The organism is Streptomyces sp. NPDC111656, from assembly GCF_055656965.1.
Genome location: NZ_JBVKCA010000002.1, coordinates 704,672 through 728,172, shown reverse-complemented (window position 1 = coordinate 728,172; position 23,501 = coordinate 704,672). Strand labels below are relative to the sequence as shown.

Here is a 23,501-nt window from a genome sequence, read left to right as displayed (position 1 = left end):
GGTGCTGGGCATGAGCATCATCGGGGTCGGTATCGACGTGGCCGAGATCGACCGGTTCCTGGCGGCGCTGGAGCGTACGCCGGGGCTGGCCCATCGGCTCTTCCTGGATCAGGAGTTGCACCTGCCGAACGGGGAGCGCCGGGGCATCGCCTCTCTGGCCGCGCGCTTCGCCGCGAAGGAGGCGGTCGCCAAGGCGCTGGGCGCCCCGGCGGGCATGCACTGGACGGACGCGGAGGTCTACGTCGAGGACAGCGGCCGGCCGCGGCTGCGGGTGACGGGGACGGTGGCGTCGCGCGCGGCCGAACTGGGCGTCCGTTCGTGGCATGTGTCGCTGAGCCATGACGCGGGAGTGGCCTCGGCCGTCGTGGTGGCGGAGGGGTAGGGAGGGCGGTCGTACGGCGGCCGGGGCGGCGCGGTGGGCCCGTGTACGGGAGACTCGACCCATGCGTACTGCGTACAGCGTGGAGACGGTCAGGGCGGCAGAGCGTGAGCTGATGGCGCGGCTCGCGGAGGGTGCGCTGATGCAGCGCGCCGCGGCCGGACTGGCCGCTGCCTGCGCGGACTTGCTGGGACGGGTGTACGGCAGCCGGGTCGTACTGCTCGTGGGCAGCGGGGACAACGGGGGCGACGCCCTGTACGCCGGGGCCCGGCTGGCGCGGCGGGGGGCGGGGGTCACCGCCGTACTGCTCGCGCCCGAACGGACGCATGGCGCGGGCCTGGCCGCGCTGCGGCGGGCCGGGGGCACGGTGGCCGGGTCCGGCGCCGCCGAGGAGTTGATCCTGCGGGCCGACCTCGTCGTGGACGGGATCGTCGGTATCGGGGGCAAGGGCGGGCTGCGGCCCGATGCGGTGCCGCTGGCCGAGTACGCGGCGGACTCGCGGGCGGCCGTGGTCGCCGTGGACCTGCCGAGCGGGATCGAGGCCGACACGGGAGAGGTCCTGGGCACCGCCGTCCGCGCCGATCTGACGGTGACCTTCGGGACGCACAAGCCCGGGCTGCTCATCGACCCGGGGCGTGAGTACGCCGGTTCGGTACGCCTCGTCGACATCGGGCTCGAACTGCCCGAGGAGGCCGAACTGGAGGCCCTTCAGCACGCGGACGTGGCGGTGCGGCTGCCGGTGCCCGGGGCCGAGAGCGACAAGTACCGGCGCGGGGTCGTCGGGATCGCGGCCGGGTCCGCGCGGTATCCCGGGGCCGCCGTGCTCGCCGTGTCCGGGGCCCTGCGGGGTGGGGCGGGGGCGGTGCGGTACGTCGGGCCCGCGGCGGACGCCGTGATCTCCCGCTTTCCCGAGACGCTCGTGTCGGACCAGGGGCCCGCGCGGGCCGGGCGGGTCCAGGCGTGGGTGGTGGGGCCCGGGGTCGGGGACGACGCGTCGGCGGTGGCGCAGGTGCTCGAGGCGGATGTGCCGGTGCTGGTGGACGCGGACGGGCTGCGGCTCGCGGACCGGTCCGCCGTACGGGCCCGGACCGCGCCCACGCTGATGACTCCGCATGCCGGGGAGGCGGCGGCGTTGCTCGGGGTCTCGCGGGAGTCGGTGGAGGCGGCTCGGCTGGCGTCGGCGCGGGAGTTGGCGCTTCGGTACGGGGCGACCGTGCTGCTGAAGGGATCGACGACTCTGGTCGCCGATCCGGGGGGCGGTGCGGTGCGGGTGAATCCGACGGGGACGGCGTGGCTGGCCACGGCCGGCAGTGGGGACGTGCTGTCGGGGCTTGCGGGGTCGTTGCTCGCGGCCGGGTTGTCGGCGTTGGACGCGGGGAGTGTGGGCGCGTATCTGCATGGGCTCGCGGGGAGGCTCGCGGCGGACGGGGCGCCCTTGGGGGCGCATGATGTCGCGGCGACGATTCCGGAGGCCTGGCGGGACATCCGCGACGCGCTCCGCTGACCCCGCCGTTCTTTGTCCGCGGGTGGGTGGGGGCTGGGCGCGCCCCGCGGCGGAGCCGCACATATACACAGCCCCGCGCCCCTGGGGCGGGGCTTCGCCCCAGCCTTCTCCGGGTGGGATTTTTGGCTGCGGGGCGGTGGGGGCTTGTCGCGCAGTTCCCCGCGCCCCTTACGGGGGCGCTGCGTTGCCCATTACGGGGGACCCCGTCCGCGCGGCTCACCCCCGCTCGCCTTGGGGTTGCGTATCGCTGGTCGCATGATGATGAGCAGACGAATGAGACTCGGGAGCACGGGGGTGCTCCTCGCGCTGCTGGTGGTGATGCCGGTGGAGGGCGCGGCGGCGGCCGGGCCCCCGGCGCCCGGGCCGGGAAGCGAGCTGGTGCCCGGCGTGCCGCCGGGGCCCCGTCATCCGTGGCAGGTGGACACGCCGGACCAGATGCTGCCGCCCAAGGTGTACAGGCCGAGCGCGCAGGAGGACGCCGTCGAACCGCGGGACGCCCCCGCGGAGACGGACGCGCTCATCGAGTACATCCCGCTCAGCGAGGCCCTCGCGGGCAAGTCCGTGACGTGCAGCAAGCTGACCGGGCCGTACCAGCGGCAGGTCGAGCGGTGGCTGAAGCGGAAGGTCGACGGGAAGCAGTCGGCGGGCGACTGCGCCGCCATCCGGGCGTTCCAGACGAAGGAGAAGATCAAGCCGAACACCGGCTTCGCCGGCCCCGTCACCTGGGCCCGGATGCAGCTGCTGTCCGCGAAGAAGAACCCGAACGCGGCCGGGAAGTGTCCCGTGCGGTCGTACCGCGTCGCGTGTGTGGACCTGACCCGGCAGCTCACCTGGGTGCAGAAGGGGAAGAAGGTGCTGTGGGGACCGGTGCCGATGCGCAGCGGCCGGGCCGGGTACCGGACCAGGACCGGCTGGTTCAAGGTCTACTGGAAGCACAAGAGCCACTGGTCGACGCTGTACAACACCCCGATGCCGTACAGCCAGTTCTTCAGCGGCGGAGAGGCCTTCCACGCCATCTACGGCAGCATCTACGACCCGAACGGCTCGTATGGCTGTGTCAATCTGCGCCTGGCCGACGCCCGCTCCCTGTGGAACGTCACCAAGACGAACGACCACGTGTACGTGTGGGGCCGCAGGGCCGGCACCTGACCGTCCTCCTGGGGCCCTCGGACCCCTCTGAGACACTGGGGGCGCGATGAACGACACAGCACCCCTGCGCGCCCGCGCAGAGATCGACCTGGCCGCCCTGCGCGCCAACGTGCGGACCCTGCGTGCCCACGCGCCGTCGGCGGCCTTGATGGCCGTGGTCAAGTCCGACGCGTACGGCCACGGGGCGGTCCCGTGCGCCCGCGCGGCGCTGGAGGCGGGCGCCACCTGGCTCGGCACCGCCACCCCCGAGGAGGCCCTCGCGCTGCGCGCGGCCGGCCTGACCGACAGCCGGATCATGTGCTGGCTGTGGACGCCCGGCGGGCCGTGGCGGGAGGCCATCGAGGCCGACCTCGACGTGTCGGTGAGTGGGATGTGGGCCCTGCGGGAGGTCACCGCCGCCGCCGAGGCGGCCGGGACGGCCGCCCGGGTCCAGCTCAAGGCCGACACCGGGCTCGGGCGCGGCGGCTGCCAGCCCGCCGACTGGCCCGAACTCGTGCGCGAGGCGCTGCGCGCCGAGGAACGCGGGCTGATCGACATCACCGGTCTGTGGTCGCACTTCGCCTGCGCCGACGAACCCGGGCACCCCTCCATCCGTGCCCAACTGGACCGTTTCCGCGAGATGGTGACGTACGCCGAGGAGCGGGGCGTGCGCCCCGAGGTGCGGCACATCGCGAACTCGCCGGCCACGCTGACCCTCCCCGAGAGCCACTTCGACCTCGTACGGACGGGGATCGCGGTCTACGGCATCTCGCCCAGCCCCGAGATCGGCACCCCGGCCGACTTCGGGCTGCGCCCGGTGATGACACTGAGCGCGTCCCTCGCGCTGGTGAAGCACGTACCCGGGGGCCACGGAGTCAGTTACGGGCATCACTACGTCACCGCGGGTGCCACCACCCTCGGCCTCGTCCCCGTCGGCTACGCGGACGGCGTGCCGCGCCACGCCTCCGGCACCGGACCGGTGCTGGTGGGCGGCAAGTGGCGGACGGTGGCGGGGCGGGTCGCGATGGACCAGTTCGTGGTCGACCTGGGCGGGGACGAGCCGGCGCCCGGTGCGGAGGCGATCCTGTTCGGTCCGGGCGACCGGGGCGAGCCGACCGCCGAGGACTGGGCGCGGGCGGCGGGGACGATCGCGTACGAAATCGTCACCCGGATCGGAACCCGAGTGCCGCGCGTATACGTGAATAGGGAACAAGGCGGGTAACCCGCAAGGAGTACAGGGGGTGCCCCGCGCAGGACAACAGGGCAACAGGACATAGTTGCACCATCAGCGGTACCTCCGGCACCACCCTCAGCACGACCGGCACCACCCCCAGCACGACCTACTGAAGTGAACGACACCCCGGCGAAGAGGAGCGGTACGTGAGCGAGAGCAGCGCGGAGGCCGTCACGGACGTCGCCGCGGCGGCCGTCGCCTCCGCCGCCGGGAACTGGCGCAAGGCCGGTATCGCCGGCGTCGCCATAGGCGTGGTCGCCGCGGGCGCCGCCGCCGGAGTCGCCATAGAGCGGCTGACGGTGGGCCGTGGCATGCGCAACAAGGCCCGCCTCGCGCTCGACTCGACGGGCCCGTACGGCTCGCTGCGCGGCACGCCCGGCAAGGCGTACGCCGACGACGGCACCGAGCTGTACTACGAGGTGGACGACATCGAGCAGGATGTGACGTTCACCCCACGTCGGCGCCGGCTCTTCGGACGCAAGGCCCCGGCCCCCGTCACCGTCGTCTTCAGCCACGGATACTGCCTCAACCAGGACTCCTGGCACTTCCAGCGGGCCGCGCTGCGCGGGGTGGTGCGCACGGTGCACTGGGACCAGCGCAGTCACGGCCGCTCCGGGCGCGGGGTCGGCCAGACGAAGGACGACACGCCCGTCTCCATCGACCAGCTCGGCCAGGACCTGAAGACCGTCATCGACGCGGCCGTGCCCGAGGGGCCGATCGTGCTGGTGGGGCACTCCATGGGTGGCATGACCGTCATGGCGCTGGCCGACCAGTACCCGGAGCTCATCCGCGAGCGGGTCGTCGCCGTCGCGCTCGTGGGTACGTCGTCGGGGCGGCTCGGCGAGGTCAACTTCGGGCTGCCCGTCGCGGGCGTCAACGCGGTGCGATGGGTGCTCCCCGGTGTGCTGAAGGCGCTCGGTCAGCAGGCCGCCCTGGTGGAGCGCGGGCGGCGGGCCACGGCCGACCTGTTCGCGGGGATCATCAAGCGGTACTCGTTCGCGTCCCGGGACGTCGACCCGGCCATCGTGCGGTTCGCCGAACGGATGATCGAGGGCACCCCGATCGACGTGGTCGCGGAGTTCTACCCGGCGTTCACCGAGCACGACAAGACCGAGGCCCTCGCGTACTTCGCCGAACTGCCGGTGCTGGTGCTGGCCGGGGTCGGCGACATGGTGACACCGAGTGAGCACAGCGAGGCGATCGCGGACCTGCTGCCGGACGCCGAACTGGTGCTCGTCCCGGACGCCGGGCACCTGGTCATGCTGGAGCACCCCGAGGTGGTCATAGACCGTCTCGCCGACCTTCTGATGCGCGCGGGCGCCGTTCCGGCAGGGGCTACCGTGGGTGGCTATGGAAGCACCAGCAGCAGCGCACAACCCGGCTGAGCCCGCCGCCGAGGGCGTGAACGTCCGGATCACCGTCAACTCGCCAGAACAGATGCGGGAGTTGGGCCTTCACCTGGCCAAGCTGCTGCGCGCGGGCGATCTCGTGATGCTGAACGGGGAGCTCGGCGCGGGCAAGACGACACTGACCCGCGGGCTCGGCGAGGGGCTCGGCGTGCGGGGCGCGGTCACCTCACCGACGTTCGTCATCGCCCGTGTGCACCCCTCCCTCGGTGACGGTCCGCCGCTCGTGCACGTGGACGCGTACCGGCTGGGCGGCGGGCTCGACGAGATGGAGGACCTCGACCTCGACGTGTCGCTCTCCGACTCGGTGATCGTCGTGGAGTGGGGCGAGGGCAAGGTCGAGGAGCTCACCGACGACCGGCTCGACGTCGTCATCCACCGGGCCGTCGGCGACACCACGGACGAGGTACGGCACGTCACGCTCACCGGGCTCGGGGAGCGCTGGGCGACGACCGATCTGAGCGTGCTCGCGGCTTGATCACCCTGGGTGAGGGTTCCGGGGGCGTGAAGGTTCCGACAAGTCGTCGGCAAGATGTTGCGTTCGGCCTCCCGGCCGTGGTCACATGGACCTCAGTCCGTAGTTAGGTCTACCTAACCACGCTTGCCCCCGAATCCCCAGGAGGCGTCCATGTCGGCTTCGGAACGTGACGTGCCGGTGCAGCAGCCGTGCGGTGGGGTGTCGATGCGGGACCTTTTGGCGTCGTGTGCGGCGGCCGACGCGGTGTCCAGGCCGCCTCGGGCGCCCATGCCGGAGGAGCCGCGTGCGGAGGCGCGGCCGCGCAAAGCCGCGTGAGCGCTCCGCGGGGGCGTGGATTTTCGGGTGCGGGCCCGGTGGGGGCTGGTCGCGCAGTTCCCCGCGCCCCTTCGGGGCGCCGACAGTTACCGGATGACGACTACCTTCACGCCGATCGTTGCGAAGTTCCACATCGCGGTGCCGTTCTTGCGGGTCTCCCGGATACCGCCGAGTTTCTTGGTGGAGTCGGGGGAACCCGTGGAGCCGTCTATGGCGGAGCTGAAGCCGATCGCCACGCCGTCCACGATGCTGAAGCGGACCACGTGCTCGACCTGAGTGCCGTCCGATCCGGTGACGGCCTTGGAGCGGGAGGTGACGGCGTAGGTGCCGACCGCCGGGTCCACCGTGCCGGGGGTGACCTTGAAGGTGCGCTCGGTCCTGTTGTTCGCGGCGACCAGCCACACGCGGTCGTCGTCGACCGAGTAGACGACCCGCTCACCTCTGCCCGAGGCGGTCGGCAGCGCCACCGGGTTCTTCTTGTCCCGGGGTGCCTTCGTGGTGGGGACCTTGGACGCGCCCGCGAGGGGCTTGCCCAGGGTGTCGGGCACGTTCGCGGACGCCTGGTAGGCGAGGAAGCCGACCACCGTGACAGCCGCCGCGGTGAGCCCGGCCACGAATCCCGAGCTGCTCCTAGCCACCTTGTGTACCCGCCTCTCGTACCGCGTTCGTGTCCAATACGTCCTTTGTGGTGACGGTAGCAGCCGCCACCCCGCAGACCGGGACGGCCGTGCGTCCCGCTCGGGCGCCGTAGGCTGTTTGCGTGCTCTTGCTCGCTCTGGATACCGCCACCCCCGCCGTGACCGTCGCCCTGCACGACGGCACGTCCGTCATCGCCTCGTCGAGCCAGGTGGACGCGCGCCGGCACGGAGAGCTGCTGCTGCCGGCCGTCGACCGGGTGCTCGCCGAGGCAGGCCTCAAGCTGGACGCCGTCACCGGCATCGTCGTGGGCGTGGGCCCCGGCCCGTACACGGGGCTGCGCGTCGGCCTCATGACCGCCGACACCTTCGGCCTCGTGCTCGGCGTGCCCGTGCACGGCCTGTGCACCCTCGACGGGCTCGCGTACGCCGCCGACGGCACCGGCGTCGAGGGCCCGTTCGTCGTCGCGACGGACGCCCGGCGCAAGGAGGTGTACTGGGCGCTGTACGACGACCCCCGTACGCGTGTCTCCGAGCCCGCCGTCGACCGGCCCGCCGACATCGCCGGGAGGGTCGCCGCTCTGCCCGCCGTGGGTGCGGGTGCGCTGCTCTATCCCGACACCTTCCCGGACGCTCGTGCTCCCGAGCATGTCTCGGCGGGCGCGCTCGCGTCCCTGGCGGCGGAGAAACTCGCCGCGGGCGAGGAGCTCGAGGCGCCCCGGCCCCTCTACCTGCGCCGCCCGGACGCCCAGGTGCCCAAGAACTACAAGGTGGTCACCCCGAAGTGACCGCCGAGCTGCGCGAGATGCGCTGGTGGGACATCGATCCCGTACTGGAGCTGGAGAAGGACCTCTTTCCCGAGGACGCCTGGTCGCGGGGGATGTTCTGGTCCGAGCTGGCCCACGCCCGCGGGCCCGGGGCGACGCGCCGGTATGTGGTGGCGACCGAGAGCGGCCGACTCGTCGGATACGCCGGGCTCGCCGCCTCCGGCGACCTGGGCGACGTACAGACCATCGCCGTACGACGTGATCAGTGGGGCACCGGCCTCGGAGCCCGGCTGCTGACCGAGCTGCTGCGGGCCGCGACCGCGTTCGAGTGCGCCGAGGTCATGCTCGAGTGCCGTGTGGACAACGTCCGCGCGCAGAAGCTGTACGAGCGCTTCGGCTTCGAGCCCATCGGCTTCCGCCGCGGCTACTACCAGCCGGGCAACGTCGACGCCCTGGTCATGCGGATGCGGACCGCGTCCGACAGCGGCTCCGCCCCGGGTTCACCCTCAGTAAACGGCGCACAAGGAACAGAGAGCAATGGCTGACGAACCGCTGGTCCTGGGTATCGAGACCTCCTGCGACGAGACCGGCGTCGGCATCGTCCGCGGCAACACGCTGCTCGCAGACGCCGTCGCCTCCAGCGTCGACGAGCACGCCCGCTTCGGCGGCGTCGTGCCCGAGGTCGCCTCCCGCGCCCACCTGGAGGCGATGGTGCCGACCATCGACCGGGCGCTCAAGGACGCGGGGGTGAGCGCCAGGGACCTGGACGGCATCGCCGTCACCGCGGGGCCCGGGCTGGCCGGCGCGCTGCTCGTCGGGGTCTCGGCGGCGAAGGCGTACGCCTACGCGCTGGGCAAGCCCCTGTACGGCGTCAACCACCTCGCCTCCCACATCTGCGTGGACCAGCTGGAACACGGCCCGCTGCCGGAGCCCACGATGGCCCTGCTCGTGTCGGGCGGTCACTCGTCCCTGCTGCTCTCGACCGACATCACCTCCGACGTACGGCCCATGGGCGCGACCATCGACGACGCCGCGGGCGAGGCCTTCGACAAGATCGCGCGCGTGCTCAACCTCGGCTTCCCCGGCGGTCCGGTCATCGACCGGTACGCGAAGGAGGGCGACCCCTCCGCGATCGCCTTTCCGCGCGGGCTCACCGGGCCGCGCGACCCGGCGTACGACTTCTCCTTCTCCGGCCTGAAGACGTCCGTGGCCCGCTGGATCGAGGCCAAGCGGGCGGCGGGCGAGGAGGTGCCGGTGCGTGACGTGTCGGCCTCCTTCCAGGAGGCGGTAGTCGACGTGCTGACCCGCAAGGCCGTACGGGCCTGCAAGGACCAGGGCGTCGACCACCTCATGATCGGTGGCGGCGTGGCGGCGAACTCACGGCTGCGGGCGCTCGCGCAGGAGCGCTGCGAGGCCGCGGGGATCCGGCTGCGGGTGCCGCGGCCGAAGCTGTGCACGGACAACGGGGCGATGGTGGCCGCGCTGGGCGCGGAGATGGTCTCCCGCAACCGGGCCGCCTCCGACTGGGACCTGTCGGCCGACTCCTCACTGCCGGTGACGGACCCGCATGTGCCCGGCCGTTCACATGAGCATGGCCACGACCACGGCCCTGGACACGCTCATGACCACGTGCACGAGGTCTCCAAGGAGAACCTGTACTCGTGAGCGTCGCGCTGATGTGGGAGGCGCGGGCCGTCCCCGGGCGGGGCGAGGAACTGCTCGCCTGGGTGCGGAGGCAGGAGCTGGCGAGCGAGCCGCTGCGGCGGGAGGTCCTGCGCGCGCCGCAGGACCGGGTGCTCGTCATCACCTGGTGGGATGCGCCCTACGACGCCGATCTGCCCGAACTCCCGGAGCCGGAAGGGGAGTTGGTGACCCGGGCGGTCCATCGGTGGCGGTTCGAGTCGGTCTCCTGACGCTTTCGTCCCCGGCCGGGCTTCACGCCGACCTCGCTTTTCCGGAAGACTCCTGCAAAGTTTCGTGTGTGGGTGTGGAACGGTAGAGGGGCGGTTCGACGTGTCGACGGAGGTGGGCGCAGTGGCCCGGGAGAGCATCAAGAACAAGGTGACGATCACCGAGATCGCCCGGCAGGCCGGCGTCTCGGTGCCCACCGTGTCGCGCGTCGTCAACGGCCGCTCCGACGTGTCGCCGGAGACCCGGGCCCGCATCGAGGACCTGCTGCGGCGCCACGGCTACCAGCGCAAGTCGTCCGCGCCCGGCGACCGGGCGGCCCTGATCGACCTGGTCTTCAACGACCTCGACAGCCCCTGGGCCGTGGAGATCATCCGCGGCGTCGAGGAGGTCGCGCACGCCTCCGGGGTGGGCACGGTCGTCTCCGCCATCCACGGTGCGTCGGGCTCGGCCCGGCAGTGGATGACCAATCTGCGCGCCCGCGCCTCGGACGGCGTGATCCTCGTGACCTCGGTCCTCGAACCCCGGCTGCACGAGGAGTTGCGGCGGCTCGGGGTGCCGCTGGTCGTGATCGATCCGGCGGGGTCCCCGACCCTCGACGTGCCGACCGTCGGCGCCGCCAACTGGGCGGGCGGGATGGCGGCGACGGAGCATCTGCTCGGGCTCGGGCACCGGCGGATCGGCTTTGTCGCCGGGCCCGTGCGGTTGCTGTGCTCGCGGGCGCGGCTCGACGGGTACCGGGCGGCGCTGGACGGCGCGGGGGTCGCGGTCGACGACGCGCTGATCGTGCCGGGGGACTTCTACCATCAGGCCGGCTTCGACGGCTGCAACACGCTGCTCGACCTGGAGGAACCGCCGACCGCGGTGTTCGCGGCGAGTGACCAGATGGCGCTCGGGGCCATCGAGGCGTTGCGGCGGCGGGGGTTGCGGGTGCCCGAGGACATGAGTGTCGTCGGGTTCGACGACCTGCCGGAGGTCCGGTGGTCGGCGCCGCCGCTCACGACGGTGCGGCAGCCGCTCGCGGACATGGGGAAGTTGGCCACGCGCACGGTGCTCCGGCTGGCGCTCGGCGAGGATCCGGTCTCTCCTCGGGTCGAGTTGGCTACTGAGCTGGTCGTGCGGGCGAGTACGGCGCGACGGGGTTGAGGGGCGCCTCAGGGGCGGGGTGGTCGAGGGCGGTTCGGCGGCTGCGGGTGATTCGTGGCTGGTCGCGCAGTTCCCCGCGCCCCTGAAGGGGCGCTGATCCCGGCGCGCCCGAAGGGGAGCGGGGCTGTGTACATCAGCGGCTCCGCCGCGGGGCGCGACCAGCCCCCACCGGCCCGCGCATCGAGAACTTCCGATATTTGTCAGGGGCGTTGACACGTCTGTCGTACCCCCGTAACTTCCGGCGCACTCGGCCGATAATTATCGGCCCTCTTCCGGAAGGTGTGCGATGCGAGCGTTGGGCAACACCTACACCTCTTTCTCCCGCCGGAGGTTCCTGGCGGCATCCGCGGCGACCGGACTGGGCGCGGCCGCCCTGAGTGCGTGCGGTTCCTCCGACAGCGGGAGCAGTTCGGGCAAGACCACGATCGAGTGGTGGAACATCACCACCACCGACCCGGCGAAGAAGCTGTGGGCCCAGCGCGCCAAGGACTTCGAGGCCGCGCACCCGGACGTGAAGGTCAAGATCGTCACGCTGGAGAACGAGGCGTACAAGTCCAAGATGACCGCGCTGACCACCTCCGGGAAACTGCCGGACGTCTTCCACACCTGGGGCGGCGGGGTCCTCAAGCAGCAGATCGACGCGGGTCTGGTCGAGGACCTGACCGACAAGACCGTCTCCTGGACGAAGGACTACGTGCCCGCCTCGCTGGCGGCCTACCAGTTCGACAAGAAGACGTACGCGGTCCCGTTCGACATCGGCATGGTCGGCTTCTGGTACAACAAGGCGCTCTTCAAGAAGGCCAAGATCGACACGCCGCCCACCACCTGGTCCGGCTATCTCGACACCATCAGAGCCCTCAAGAGCGCCGGGATCACGCCCATCGCGCTGGCCGGCAAGGAGAAGTGGCCCGGCATGTACTTCTGGGCGTACCTGTCGATGCGCGTCGCCGGACTGGAGGCGATGCAGAAGGCCGCCACCGACGCCGACTTCACCGGCGAGGGGTTCGTCACGGCCGGCCAGCACCTCAAGGACCTCGTCGCGCTCGAACCCTTCCAGAAGGGGTTCCTCGGCGCCGCCTACTCCGAGCCCAACGGCGAGGCCGCCACCATGGGCAACGGCAAGGCGGCCATGGAGCTGATGGGCCAGTGGGCGCCGAGCGTCGAGAAGTCGTCCGGCAAGGGCCTCGGCGCCGATCTCGGCTTCTTCTCCTTCCCCTCCGTGGAGGGCGGAAAGGGCGCGCTCACCGAGGTGTTCGGCGGGGGCGGCGGCCACGCGGTGCGCAAGGGGGCGCCGGACGCGGCGGTGGAGTTCCTGAAGTTCTTCGCGGAGAAGGAGTTCGCCGAGACCCTCGTCAAGGAGACCGGCCTGATACCGGTGTCCAAGGACGCGCGCCCCGCGCTGACCGACCCCAACCTCACCGCCGTGTCGGACGCCCTGAACAATGCCACCGGCTTCCAGCTCTACCTCGACCAGGCCTACGCCCCCGCCGTCGGCCAGGAGATCAACGACAGCGTCGCCGCGCTCATCGCCGGCTCCAAGTCGCCCGAGCAGGTCACGCGTTCGGTGACCCAGGTCGCCAAGAGCGAGAAGAGCTAGCGGCCGGCGATGACGCACTCGACCTCGACCTCGACCGCGTCGACGTATGTGCCCGATCTCGGCAAGCCGACCGGCGCGACGGCCGTTTCACCGGGCGGGGGTCCCCGCCGTCCCGCCCTGCGGCGCATGCGCGACTGGTTCGCGGCCTTCGTCTTCACCGTCCCGGCGCTCGCCCTGTTCGGGATGCTCGTCCTCCTGCCGATGGGCTACGCCTTCTACGTCAGCTTCTTCAACTGGGGCGGATTCGGCTCGCCCACCGACTCCGTGGGGTTCGACAACTACACCCGGCTCCTCCACGACCCGGTGTTCCTCGGGGACCTGTGGCGCGGCTTCCTGCTCATCGCCTTCTCCCTCGTCCTCCAGCTGCCGTTCGCGCTCGCCATGGCCGTGCTGCTCAACCAGAGACTGCGCGGCCGGGCCGTCTACCGGATGCTGTTCTTCGCGCCGTACATCCTGTCCGAGGTCATCACCGGCGTGCTGTTCAGCATGATCTTCGCGCCGGGCGACGGACTCGCCGACAAGGTCCTCGGCGCGGTCGGTCTCGACGGCCTGGGCGGGCTCTGGTTCGCGGGCCAGAACACCGTCCTGCCCACCCTCTTCCTGGTCATGACCTGGAAGTACTTCGGCTTCCACATGATGCTCTACCTGGCAGGCCTCCAGGGCATCCCGGCGGAGCTGCACGAGGCGGCACGCATCGACGGCGCCGGCAGCTGGCAGCGCTTCCGTCACGTCACGCTCCCGCTGCTCGCGCCGACCCTGCGGATCAGCGTGTTCCTGTCCGTGATCGGCGCCATCCAGCTCTTCGACCTGGTGTGGGTGATCTCCGCGGGCGGTCCCGACCACCACTCCGAGACCATGGTCATCAGCATGTTCCAGTACGGCTTCAAGCGCTACCAGATGGGCTACGCCAGCGCGATCAGCGTGGCGATGTTCCTGATCAGCCTCGTCTTCGCCCTCGCCTACCAGCGTTTCGTGCTGCGCCGCGACACAGAAGGAGCCATCACCACCATGCGAGCAGGCCGATGAGCGCGGTCGTGAAGAGCACCGTCCCCAAGAACACGGTCCCGAAGAGTGTCGTACGCCGTCGCAGACTGCGCACGCTGCCCGTGTACGTGACCCTGTGGCTGGTCGGCGCGGTCATGGTGACCCCACTGCTGTACGCCCTGGTCTCCGGCTTCAAGTCCACCGACCAGCTCTCCGACAACACCTTCGGCCTTCCCCACCCCTGGGTGACCTCGAACTACACCTCGCTGCTCGGCTCGGGACCGTTCTGGCGGTCCGTCGGCAGCAGCACCCTCATCGCGGTCGCCACCGCCCTGCTGACCGTGGGGGCGTCGGCGCTCGCCGCCTACGCGCTCGCCCGGTTCGCCTTCCGGGGCAGGGAAGTGCTCTTCACCGTCTTCACGATGGGGCTGATGTTCCCCTTCGCGGTGGCGATCCTGCCGCTGTTCATCCTGCTGCGCACCTTCGGGCTGCTGGACAACCCCTGGGGTGTGATCCTGCCCCAGGCCGCGTTCGGCCTGCCCATGACGATCGTCATCCTGCGCGGCTTCTTCCGGGAGATCCCCGGCGAACTGGAGGAGGCCGCCACCCTCGACGGCTGCTCCCCGTTCGGTTTCTTCTGGCGCATCCTGCTGCCGCTGGCCCGCCCGGCGCTCGGCACCGTCTCCGTCCTCGCCATCGTGGGCAGCTGGAACAACTTCCTGCTCCCCCTGCTCGTCTTCAGCGAACCCACCTGGTGGACGGTCCCCGTCGGCATCCAGCAGTTCCAGGGCCAGTACGCCTCCGACCTGGCCCGCATCTTCGCGTATCTGGTCCTCGCCATGGCGCCCGCCCTGGCCTTCTACGCGGTCGCCGAACGACAGCTGATCGGCGGCATCACGCTCGGCGCGACCAAGGGCTGAACACCAGCCCCCTCCAGATGCCTCTGTGGATGTGAGGAGTTACATGACCGACCCCTGGCAGGACACCGCTCTGCCCGCAGGCGTCCGCGCCGCCGACCTGCTCGCCCGTATGACCACGGAAGAGAAGGTCGCCCAGCTCTACAGCGTGTGGCCCGGCTCGAACCAGACCCCGGGCGGGGACATGGCGCCGCTGCAGCACGCCCTGTCCGAGGACATCGACCTGGCCCGGCTGCTCCCGCACGGGCTCGGCCAGCTGACCCGCCCCTTCGGCACCGCGCCGGTCGACCCGGCCGAGGGCGCCGCCCGCCTCGCCTCCCTCCAGGAACGCATCCGCTCCGCGAACCGCTTCCGGCTGCCGGCGCTCGCCCACGAGGAGTGCCTCACCGGGTTCACGGCCTGGCGGGCGACCGTCTTCCCGACCCCGCTCGCCTGGGGCGCCAGCTTCGACCCGGCCCTGGTGAAGGAGATGGCGGCGACGATCGGCGCCTCGATGCGCTCGGTCGGCGTCCACCAGGGCCTCGCCCCGGTCCTCGATGTCGTACGCGATCCCCGCTGGGGCCGTACGGAAGAGTCGATCGGCGAGGACCCCTACCTCGTGGCGACCGTCGGCACCGCCTATGTCCAGGGCCTGGAGTCGGCGGGTGTCGTCGCCACCCTCAAGCACTTCGCCGGCTACTCGGCCTCCCGTGGCGCCCGCAACCACGCGCCCGCCTCGCTCGGCCCGCGCGAACTGGCGGACGTCATCCTGCCGCCGTTCGAAATGGCCGTACGGGAGGGCGGCGCGCGGTCGGTGATGGCCTCGTACAACGACCTCGACGGGCTGCCCGCCCACGCGCACCGCCGACTGCTCACCGAACTCCTGCGGGAGGAATGGCAGTTCACCGGCACGGTCGTGGCCGACTACTTCGGGGTGTCCTTCCTGGAGACCGCGCACGGACTCACCGACTCGCCCGCCGGGGCAGCCGGGCTCGCGCTCGCGGCGGGCGTGGACGTCGAGCTGCCCGCCGTGCGCTGCTACGGCGCCGGGCCCCTCGACGAGGAGTTCGTGGACCGGGCCGCGCTGCGGGTGCTGACGCAGAAGTGCGAACTGGGGCTGCTGGACCCCGACTGGGCACCGCCCGCCGACTCCGCTTCCGTCGATCTCGATCCGCCGCACATGCGGGCGTTGGCCCGGCAGCTGGCGGAGGAGTCGGTCGTCCTGCTGGCCAACGGGGGTACGTTGCCGCTGGCGTCCGGGGTGCGGAGGATCGCGGTTCTCGGTCCGCTGGCCGACGACCCGGCGGCCATGCTCGGCTGCTACACCTTCCCCCGCCATGTCCTCCTCGACCACCCCGAGGTCGAGAGGGGGGTGGACGTGCCGACGCTGCTGGAGGCGCTGCGCGCCGAGCTGCCGGACGTGGAGTTCACCGACGATCCGGTGGCCGCCGACGTGTGTGTGGTCGCGGTCGGCGACCGCTCGGGGCTGTTCGGGCGGGGCACCTCGGGCGAGGGGTGCGACGTGGCCGATCTCGAACTGCCCGAGGGACAGGGGGAGCTGGTCGACAAGACGCTGGCCTCCGGGACACCGGTCGTGCTGGTGCTGCTGTCGGGGCGGCCGTACGCGCTCGGGCGCTGGGCGGACCGGTGCGCGGCGGTGGTGCAGGCGTTCTTCGCGGGACAGGAGGGGGGTCCCGCGGTGGCCGGGGTGCTGTCCGGGCGGGTGAACCCGTCGGGGCGGCTCCCGGTGAGCGTGCCGCGCGAGCGGGCCGGGCAGCCGTGGACGTATCTCGCCCCGCCGCTCGGACAGCGCGGCGAGGCCAGCAACCTCGACCCGACGCCGCTGTTCCCCTTCGGACACGGGCTGTCGTACACGACGTACGACTGGCAGGCGCCATCGGTCGACGACACCGCGTTCCCGACGGACGGCGAGACGACCCTGCGGCTGACCGTCCGCAACACGGGGGAGCGGGCCGGTACCGAGGTCGTGCAGCTCTATCTCCACGACCCGGTCGGCAAGGTGGCGCGGCCGGTGGCCCGGCTGGTGGGCTACGCGCGGGTGCCGCTGGAGGCGGGCGCGTCGGCGGAGGTCCACTTCACGGTCCCGGCGGACCTGGCCGCGTACACCGGCCCGGACGGCGACCGGATCGTCGAACCGGGGGAGCTGGAGCTGCGGTTGGGGGCGTCCAGCGCCGAGGGCGGGGTGCGGTACGCGGTGCCGGTGACGCTGACCGGGCCCGAGCGGGTGGTGGGCCGGGAGCGGCGGATGCGGTGCGAGGTGCGCGTGAAGTGAGCCGTCGGTTCTCGCGGCGGCCGAATGTTTCTCGCCAGTCTCTGAATGTTACGGACCTTACCGAGGTCGGAGAGGGGTCGCCCGGCGTGCACCCGGGGATACGATCGCGCCCATGAATCCCGCGAAGCCCGTGGAGAATCGGATGGCGGACCGTTCCTCGGGGACCGCGACCCTTGCCGAGATCGCCCGCGAGGCCGGCGTCTCCGCTCCGACTGTTTCGAAGGTGCTCAACGGCCGGGCCGATGTCGCCCCGGCCACCCGCACCCGGGTCGAGGAGCTGCTGCGCGCGTACGGCTACCGGCGCCGCCGGGCCGAGGCGACCCGCTCGCCCCTCATCGACGTGGTCTTCCACGAGCTGGAGAGCGCCTGGGCGATGGAGGTGATCCGGGGCGTCGAGAACGTGGCGCGGGACGAGGGGCTGAGCGTCGTCCTCTCGGAGAGCGCGGGACGGCTGACCCCCGGGCGGACCTGGGCCGACCAGGTCGCCGCCCGCCGCCCGCACGGCGTGATCCTCGTCCTGTCCCGGCTGGACGAGTCCCAGCGCGCGCTGCTGACCAGCAGGTCCATCCCGTTCGTGGTGATGGACCCGGCGGGCGACCCGGGCGACGACGTGCCGTCCATCGGCGCCACCAACTGGCACGGCGGGCTGGCCGCGACCCGCCATCTCGTCGACCTGGGGCACCGGCGGATCGGCGCGATCAGCGGGCCTTCGCGGATGATGTGCAGCCGTGCCCGGGTCGACGGATACCGGGCGGCGCTGGAGACGGCGGGGCTGCCGGTGGACCCGGAGCTGATCAGAACCGGGAATTTCCACCACGAGGACGGCTACCGGCTGGGCCTCGACCTGCTGCGCCGCCCCGACCGCCCGACGGCCGTCTTCACCGGCAACGACCTCCAGGCGCTCGGCCTGTACGAGGCCGCCCGCGAGCTGGGTCTGCGCATCCCGGAGGACCTGAGCGTCGTGGGGTTCGACGATCTGCCGGTGGCACGCTGGGTCGGGCCGCCGCTGACGACCGTACGGCAGCCGCTGACGGAGATGGCGGAGGCGGCGGCCAAGCTGGTGCTGGAGCTGGGGCGCGAGGAGCGGCCGGCGGCGGGGACCAGGGTGGAGCTGGCGACGAGTCTGGTGGTGCGCAGCAGTACGGGGGCGGCTCCGGCGGTCGGACTGGCGTGAAGTGGACGTATTGACGTGTGGGGCATCCCGCCCCACACTCCTCCGAAGCCAATCGGTTGCAAGACCGAAACTTTCGGAGGCACCCGCATGAGATCTCTGAGAACAGGCTTATCCCTGGGGTCCGTCCTCACCGGCATCGCCGCCCTCGGCGCCCTGCTGGTCGCGGCCCCCGCCGCCCACGCGGCCGACACCCCGCTGCGCGACCTCGCCGCCGCCAAGGGCAAGGTCATCGGCACCGCCGTCACCGGGTCCAAGCTGACGGGGACGTACGGCGACATCGCCGGGGCCCAGTTCAACTCGCTCACTCCTGGCAACGCCATGAAGTGGGGGACCGTCGAGCCCACCCGGGGCACCTACAACTGGGCCGAGGCCGACCAGATCGTGGCCTTCGCGCAGGCCCACAACCAGCAGGTGCGCGGCCACACATTGGTCTGGCACAGCCAGAACCCGAGCTGGCTGACGAACGGCACCTGGACGTCCGCCCAGCTCGGCGCCCTCCTCCAGGACCACATCAGCACCGAGGTCACCCGCTACAAGGGCAAGCTGGCCGCCTGGGACGTGGTGAACGAGCCCTTCAACGAGGACGGCACCTACCGCTCGACCCTCTGGTACAACGGCCTCGGCTCCGACTACATCGCCCAGGCCCTGACCTGGGCGCGCGCGGCCGACCCGAGCGCCAAGCTCTACATCAACGACTACAACGTCGAGGGCGTGGGCGCCAAGAGCACCGCCCTCTACAACCTGGTCAAGTCGCTGAAGGAGCGCGGCGTCCCGATCGACGGGGTCGGCCTCCAGGCCCACCTCATCCTCGGCCAGGTGCCGTCCACGCTCCAGCAGAACATCCAGCGCTTCGCCGACCTCGGCGTCGACGTGGCGATCACGGAGCTCGACATCCGTATGCAACTCCCGTCCGACAGCGCGAAGCTGGCGCAGCAGGCCGCCGACTACAAGGCCGTGTTCGACGCGTGCGTGGCGGTGTTCCGGTGCTACGGCGTCACCGTCTGGGGCTTCACCGACTCCGACTCCTGGATCCCGGACGTCTTCTCCGGCTACGGCGCGGCGACCCCGTACGACGAGAACTACGTGCCGAAACCGGCGTACCACGCGATCGCGGGCTCGCTGGGCGGGACCACGACACCACCGCCCACGGGTGCCTGCACGGCGACGTACGGCGTCCAGAGCCAGTGGAACGCGGGGTTCACGGGGCAGGTGAGGATCGCCTGTTCCGGGGCCGCGCTGTCGTCGTGGAAGGTGAACTGGACGTACGGCGCGGGCCAGCGGATCACTCAGGCCTGGAACGCCGACTGCACCCAGTCCGGTGCGGCGGTGACGTGCGCGAACGCCTCTTACAACGGAACGGTACCGAACGGCGGATCAGTGACGTTCGGGTTCAACGCCTCATGGAGCGGAAGCAATCCGGTGCCCACGGTGACGCTGGGCTGAGGGCGGCGTGAGAAGTCTGAGATTTTCCGAAGGAAACCCCAGAAGAGGTTCCTGCTCGTAATAATTCGGACTTACGTTCCTCCGCGTGACTGCAGAAGAGGAGCGCGGGGGCGGACATGGGGCCGGGCGCGGGGACGGGAACGGGGTCGAGAACGAGGACGGGAACGAGGGCGCCGCGAGACGTGCCGGACGGCGGAGAGGTCTACTGAAAGCCGCCGGCATCACGCTCGCCGGCGTCCTCGTGCTCTCCGCGGCGGGGGCGGGCTGGGTCTACTGGCATCTGAACGACAACATCAAGAGCGTGGACATCAACAGCGCGCTGGGCGACGACCGTCCGGCGAAGGCGGTGTCGGCCCCGTCGGCGTCCGCGTCCGCCTCGGCCGCCCCGCTATCGAGCGGCGCCGTGAACATCCTGGTCCTCGGCTCCGACTCGCGCAGCGGGACGGCGAACGCCACGCTCGGGGGCGGTGACAGCTCGGGCGCCCGTTCCGACACGGCGATGGTCGTCCACATCGACGCGGGCCGCACCGAGGCGACGGTGGTGAGCATCCCCCGGGACACCCTGGTGACCCGCCCGTCGTGCCCGACCTCGTCCGGCGGGGCGACCTCGGTGGCGTACGACGCGATGTTCAACAGCGCGTACTCGGTGGGCGGTCCGGTCTGCGCGGTGAAGACCGTCGAGTCCCTCACCGACGTCCGCATGGACCACTACATCGAGATCGACTTCTCCGGCTTCGCGAAGCTGGTGGACGCGCTCGGCGGCGTCACGGTCACGACGGACCAGGACATCGACGACGACAAGAGCCATCTGCACCTGAAGGCGGGCACGCACCACCTGGGCGGCACCCAGGCCCTGGCCCTTGCCCGCACCCGGCACGGCATAGGCGACGGCAGCGACCTCGGCCGCATAGGCCTCCAGCAGAAGCTGGTGAAGGCGCTGCTGGAACAGATGGCGTCGACGTCCCTGCTGACCGACCCCGCCAAGCTCTACAAGGTCGCCGACGCCGTCACCGGCAGTCTGACGACGGACACGGGGCTCGACTCGCTGGGCGAACTGATGAAGCTCGGCCAGAGCCTGAAGTCCCTCTCCTCCGACAAGGTCAAGACGATCACCATGCCGGTGGTGACGGCCCCGTCGAACCCCAACCGGGTGGTGGCCGACGAGCCGGAGGCGAGCGACCTGTGGGCCTCGCTCAAGTGACCCGGTCGACCCCGCCGACCCGGTACGTCAACAGATAACGCCAGTAGAGGAGTTGACGGACGCGAGAGCCGGGCAGCAGCCGGGCCGCCTCGCTCCGGACGTCCGCCAGCGACATCCGTGGCTCGCGCACCGGCGCCCGCAGGGGCACGGCTTCGCTTCCGCGCAGCCGCTCGCCCATCGCCACCCCCGCCCGCGCCACGGCGTTGGCGGGCACGGCGGCGAGGTCCCACCAGGTGATGCCCGCGTAGCAGCCCAGCACCAGCAGCACCCCGCCGGGCGCGAGCGCCTCCCGGAACCTGGCCACCGTGCCGAACGGCATGTGATGCAGGCTCGCCAGACAGGTGATGACGTCGTAGTGCCCCTTCGGCAGCCCGGCGGAGGCCACGTCCGTCCGCCGGAACCGGGGGCCGCCCCCGATCCGCCGCGCCGCGGCGATCACCTCGGCGGACGGATCGACGGCGTCGACCTCATAGCCCCGCGCCGCCATCCGTCGCGCGAACCCCCCGGTGCCACAGCCGACGTCGAGGGCGATACGCCCGTGCTTCGGCAACTTCCGCAGCAGCAGCCGGTGGTAGTGGTCGTTGTGGTCGAAGGGCATACGGGAACCTGCCCACCCGGACCCCGGGTCAGCCCCGCGCTGTGGCGAGCACGTCTGCGCCCCGTTCTGCGCCCCGTTCGCCGGGACTTGAGCTTCGGGGCTCGGGATTCGAGACGCTTTTGTATGGATTGGGCGGGAGGCTTGACCCACCCACCCTCCCTGTCCGGCGGCCCAAGTGCCGCCCCGGCCAGGGGTGATGACTTTTCGTGATCGGGTCGCGGCGGAGCGTGGCGGACGTGTAGCGTGCGCCGGGAAAGCATCGACCCCCGTGGGTGTTGGAGCACCACGCGGGGGTCTGACCAACTTGATCGAAAGACAGGTCGATCCATGGCTACCGCCCAGCCTAGTGCTGCCCCGCGCCCGTCCGCCCATCCCCTGGCCAATCCGGGCTACGGAAAACGGTCGGCGCCCGATCAAACCCCCCGTACGGGTCGCGACTTCGCGCATCTGCCCGCCCGCGAGGCATCGATCGCGACGTACATCGACCGGCTCGCCGACGAGTCGGACCTCTCCATCAAGACCCTCGCCAAGCACCTCCCGTACGGCCAGTGCGCCCTGGCCACCGCCCTCAACAACCTCTCGGCGGCGGGCCATCTGCGCCGAGTGCGCCGTCCCGTCACCGTCGACGGCTGCCCCCGCTGGGTCTGGAACACCTTCTTCTCGCGCACCGCGCACGACGACGCCTGGTGGAACGCCTTCCTTGCCGGGCGGACGCCGGTGACCGACCGGCCCGTGGCGCAGGCGGCGCGCTCGACGGCGTACGGCGCGCTGGCCCGGCTCGGCCGCATCGACGCCCGGCTCACGCTGTCGGCGGGGGAGTGCGCGGCGCTGGAGGAGGAGGCCGCCGAGTGGTTCGCGCGGGGCGCGGGTGAGGCACAGCTCGTCCAGGCGCTGACGGCGGGGCTTCCGGAGCGTGTGGCGCACGCGTACGCCTTCGTACGCGCCCGGCTCCTCGCCAAACTGCCCCCGCCGCCCGAGCCGCGGCCACAGTCACCGGCGCCCCGGTACGAGGTGGTGTGCACGGCGTGCGGGGAGCCGGGCGGTGACGGTGACGAGCTGCGGGGCGGGTTGTGCGGGGGGTGCTGGGGCGGGCGGCCCGCCCTCGCGGCCGATGAGGTGCGCGCCCATGTCGGACAGTTGCGCGCCGCACTGCGCGCGGGGACCCGTACGGGGACCAGAACGAAGAAAGGAGCAGGCACGTGACGACCTTGCAGCACGGTCCGCCCGTGACCGGGGCAGGATGGAGGGGAGGAGGCGACGCCATGACCCCCAGCACTGCCGACCGGCCCCAGATGCTCGTCGAGGAATTCGAGGAGCTCGCCCGTCACGCGCCCGAGTCGGCGCGGCTGGAATTCCTGAACGGAAAGATCGGGGTCAAGCCCATGCCGGACGGCAACCACGGCGAGATCGTCGCCTGGCTTCTCAAGCGGTGCATGCAGCACCGGCCTGAGCTGTTCCTCTATCCGGAACAAGGGCTGAAGGTCGAGGCCTACCGCAAGGGGCGAGCCAAGCCGGACGGGGTCTTGGCGCCCGAGGAGTATTTCACCGGTATGGGCGAGTGGGCCGAGCCCGCGGGCGTCCTGATGGTCGTCGAGGTCACCTCGCACGACCGGGACGCCGACCGGCGTGACCGGATCGAGAAGCCCGACGGATACGCGGCCGCCGGCATCCCCGTCTACCTCCTCGTCGACCGGGACACGGACAGCGTGACCGTGCACGGCGATCCCGAGGGCGGCGTCTACCGCTCCCTCACCACCCGGGCGTTCGGAGCGGTGATCGAGCTGCCGGATCCGGTCGGGTTCACGCTGGAGACGCAGAAGCTCAAGGACTTCGCCGACTGAGCCGTAGCCGCCGCACCCCGCCGCGAGAAAAAATCCAAAGAAATCCGGGGGCGGTGTCGAAACCGGTGTCTCCCGTTCGACGCACGGGTGAGAGGCAGGGAGAAGCCCCGCCTCCGAGGCACCACGGACACGAGGAGTCACCATGCCGCGTTACCTGTCGCTGGTCCAGATCGACGAGAGCACGGCGCCCGCCGAGGGCCCGAGCCCGGAGCTGATGCAGCGGATGGGCGAGCTGATCGAGGAGATCACCAAGGCGGGGGTCATGCTCGACACCGCCGGGCTGACGCCGTCCGCCCAGGGCAAGCGGGTGCACTGGTCGGGCGGGCAGCTGTCCGTCACCGACGGGCCCTTCACCGAGTCCAAGGAGGTCGTCGGCGGCTACGCGCTCATGCAGTGCAAGGACATGGCCGAGGCCCTGGAGTGGACCAAGCGCTTCCTGAAGGTGCACGAGGAGCACTGGACGGTGACCTGCGAGGTGCGGGAGATCGCCGAGGGCTAGGACCTGTCCGGCGGATCATGCCGCAGACGCGGGGTTTGGTGCGCACTCCCCCAAGCTCTTCGAGCAGGGGGTGCC

Annotated in this window: 23 protein-coding genes; 21 read left to right on the top strand and 2 right to left on the bottom strand. The window is 71.4% G+C overall.

The genetic code is table 11. The features are described from left to right. Positions 1–10 precede the first annotated feature (10 nt). The 6 genes from ACZ7M3_RS08805 (at position 11) to tsaE (ending at position 6,129) form a co-directional block, all read left to right on the top strand. Positions 11–382 carry a holo-ACP synthase gene (locus tag ACZ7M3_RS08805; protein WP_388118558.1) on the top strand — a complete coding sequence of 124 codons (372 nt, stop codon included), beginning with the start codon at positions 11–13 and terminating at the stop codon, positions 380–382. A gap of 61 nt (positions 383–443) precedes the next feature. After that, positions 444–1,883: an NAD(P)H-hydrate dehydratase gene (locus ACZ7M3_RS08800; RefSeq protein ID WP_472061828.1), complete on the top strand. Its 1,440-nt coding sequence runs from the start codon at positions 444–446 to the stop codon at positions 1,881–1,883. Between the two features lie 273 nt (positions 1,884–2,156). Then, positions 2,157–3,032 (top strand): L,D-transpeptidase family protein, encoded by an 876-nt coding sequence (locus tag ACZ7M3_RS08795; RefSeq protein WP_472061826.1) that lies wholly within the window; start codon positions 2,157–2,159, stop codon positions 3,030–3,032. 46 nt (positions 3,033–3,078) lie between these two features. Then, entirely contained in the window at positions 3,079–4,233 is a 1,155-nt protein-coding gene (alr, locus tag ACZ7M3_RS08790; protein ID WP_472061824.1) for an alanine racemase, read from the top strand. Between the two features lie 158 nt (positions 4,234–4,391). Then, complete coding sequence (locus tag ACZ7M3_RS08785; RefSeq protein ID WP_388532987.1) at positions 4,392–5,630, top strand: alpha/beta fold hydrolase; 1,239 nt, start codon at positions 4,392–4,394, stop codon at positions 5,628–5,630. Then, the gene (tsaE, locus tag ACZ7M3_RS08780) at positions 5,596–6,129 is read left to right on the top strand and encodes a tRNA (adenosine(37)-N6)-threonylcarbamoyltransferase complex ATPase subunit type 1 TsaE (RefSeq protein WP_095853078.1); all 534 of its coding nucleotides are present in this window, start codon (positions 5,596–5,598) and stop codon (positions 6,127–6,129) included. The genes ACZ7M3_RS08785 and tsaE overlap by 35 nt, the downstream gene beginning before the upstream one ends. 401 nt (positions 6,130–6,530) lie before the next feature. Here tsaE and ACZ7M3_RS08775 read toward each other — a convergent pair whose 3' ends face one another. After that, complete coding sequence (locus ACZ7M3_RS08775) at positions 6,531–7,082, bottom strand: hypothetical protein (protein WP_472061822.1); 552 nt, start codon at positions 7,080–7,082, stop codon at positions 6,531–6,533. Between the two features lie 122 nt (positions 7,083–7,204). On the opposite strand from ACZ7M3_RS08775, the gene tsaB reads away from it, so the two are divergent. The 12 genes from tsaB (at position 7,205) to ACZ7M3_RS08715 (ending at position 20,488) form a co-directional block, all read left to right on the top strand. Continuing rightward, positions 7,205–7,867 carry a tRNA (adenosine(37)-N6)-threonylcarbamoyltransferase complex dimerization subunit type 1 TsaB gene (tsaB, locus tag ACZ7M3_RS08770; protein WP_351527718.1) on the top strand — a complete coding sequence of 221 codons (663 nt, stop codon included), beginning with the start codon at positions 7,205–7,207 and terminating at the stop codon, positions 7,865–7,867. Between the two features lie 17 nt (positions 7,868–7,884). Next, on the top strand, positions 7,885–8,391 hold the full coding sequence (gene rimI / locus ACZ7M3_RS08765; protein ID WP_095857849.1) for a ribosomal protein S18-alanine N-acetyltransferase: 507 nt from the start codon (positions 7,885–7,887) through the stop codon (positions 8,389–8,391). Further along, positions 8,384–9,511: a tRNA (adenosine(37)-N6)-threonylcarbamoyltransferase complex transferase subunit TsaD gene (gene tsaD / locus ACZ7M3_RS08760; RefSeq protein ID WP_351302658.1), complete on the top strand. Its 1,128-nt coding sequence runs from the start codon at positions 8,384–8,386 to the stop codon at positions 9,509–9,511. Before rimI ends, tsaD begins: the two co-directional genes overlap by 8 nt. Then, entirely contained in the window at positions 9,508–9,759 is a 252-nt protein-coding gene (locus ACZ7M3_RS08755) for a hypothetical protein (protein WP_472061820.1), read from the top strand. Before tsaD ends, ACZ7M3_RS08755 begins: the two co-directional genes overlap by 4 nt. Positions 9,760–9,859: 100 nt before the next feature. Next, the gene (locus tag ACZ7M3_RS08750; protein WP_438948400.1) at positions 9,860–10,900 is read left to right on the top strand and encodes a LacI family DNA-binding transcriptional regulator; all 1,041 of its coding nucleotides are present in this window, start codon (positions 9,860–9,862) and stop codon (positions 10,898–10,900) included. 286 nt (positions 10,901–11,186) lie between these two features. Next, positions 11,187–12,497, top strand: coding sequence for an extracellular solute-binding protein (locus tag ACZ7M3_RS08745; protein ID WP_472061818.1), 1,311 nt, complete (start codon positions 11,187–11,189; stop codon positions 12,495–12,497). A gap of 9 nt (positions 12,498–12,506) precedes the next feature. After that, entirely contained in the window at positions 12,507–13,523 is a 1,017-nt protein-coding gene (locus tag ACZ7M3_RS08740) for a carbohydrate ABC transporter permease (RefSeq protein ID WP_472061816.1), read from the top strand. Between the two features lie 113 nt (positions 13,524–13,636). Beyond that, positions 13,637–14,401: a carbohydrate ABC transporter permease gene (locus ACZ7M3_RS08735; protein WP_388533033.1), complete on the top strand. Its 765-nt coding sequence runs from the start codon at positions 13,637–13,639 to the stop codon at positions 14,399–14,401. A 43-nt stretch (positions 14,402–14,444) separates the two neighbouring features. Continuing rightward, complete coding sequence (locus tag ACZ7M3_RS08730) at positions 14,445–16,670, top strand: beta-xylosidase/alpha-l-arabinosidase (RefSeq protein WP_472061814.1); 2,226 nt, start codon at positions 14,445–14,447, stop codon at positions 16,668–16,670. Between the two features lie 112 nt (positions 16,671–16,782). After that, positions 16,783–17,844 carry a LacI family DNA-binding transcriptional regulator gene (locus ACZ7M3_RS08725; protein WP_472061812.1) on the top strand — a complete coding sequence of 354 codons (1,062 nt, stop codon included), beginning with the start codon at positions 16,783–16,785 and terminating at the stop codon, positions 17,842–17,844. A gap of 87 nt (positions 17,845–17,931) precedes the next feature. Further along, on the top strand, positions 17,932–19,287 hold the full coding sequence (locus tag ACZ7M3_RS08720) for a glycoside hydrolase family 10 protein (protein WP_472061811.1): 1,356 nt from the start codon (positions 17,932–17,934) through the stop codon (positions 19,285–19,287). A 205-nt stretch (positions 19,288–19,492) separates the two neighbouring features. Continuing rightward, on the top strand, positions 19,493–20,488 hold the full coding sequence (locus ACZ7M3_RS08715; RefSeq protein WP_472062199.1) for an LCP family protein: 996 nt from the start codon (positions 19,493–19,495) through the stop codon (positions 20,486–20,488). Here the strand turns inward: ACZ7M3_RS08715 and ACZ7M3_RS08710 are convergent. Beyond that, on the bottom strand, positions 20,481–21,086 hold the full coding sequence (locus tag ACZ7M3_RS08710) for a class I SAM-dependent methyltransferase (RefSeq protein WP_472061809.1): 606 nt from the start codon (positions 21,084–21,086) through the stop codon (positions 20,481–20,483). The two genes, ACZ7M3_RS08715 and ACZ7M3_RS08710, sit on opposite strands and share 8 nt — an antisense overlap. A gap of 327 nt (positions 21,087–21,413) precedes the next feature. Here ACZ7M3_RS08710 and ACZ7M3_RS08705 point away from each other — a divergent pair, with 327 nt between their 5' ends. From ACZ7M3_RS08705 to ACZ7M3_RS08695, 3 genes are all read left to right on the top strand, one after another. Beyond that, complete coding sequence (locus tag ACZ7M3_RS08705) at positions 21,414–22,289, top strand: hypothetical protein (protein WP_472061807.1); 876 nt, start codon at positions 21,414–21,416, stop codon at positions 22,287–22,289. A gap of 59 nt (positions 22,290–22,348) precedes the next feature. Further along, the gene (locus ACZ7M3_RS08700) at positions 22,349–22,927 is read left to right on the top strand and encodes a Uma2 family endonuclease (protein ID WP_472061805.1); all 579 of its coding nucleotides are present in this window, start codon (positions 22,349–22,351) and stop codon (positions 22,925–22,927) included. Positions 22,928–23,069: 142 nt separating this feature from the next. Beyond that, a complete protein-coding gene (locus ACZ7M3_RS08695; RefSeq protein ID WP_060901481.1) occupies positions 23,070–23,426 on the top strand; it encodes a YciI family protein in 357 nt (118 codons plus the stop codon). The last annotated feature ends 75 nt before the right edge of the window (positions 23,427–23,501 follow it).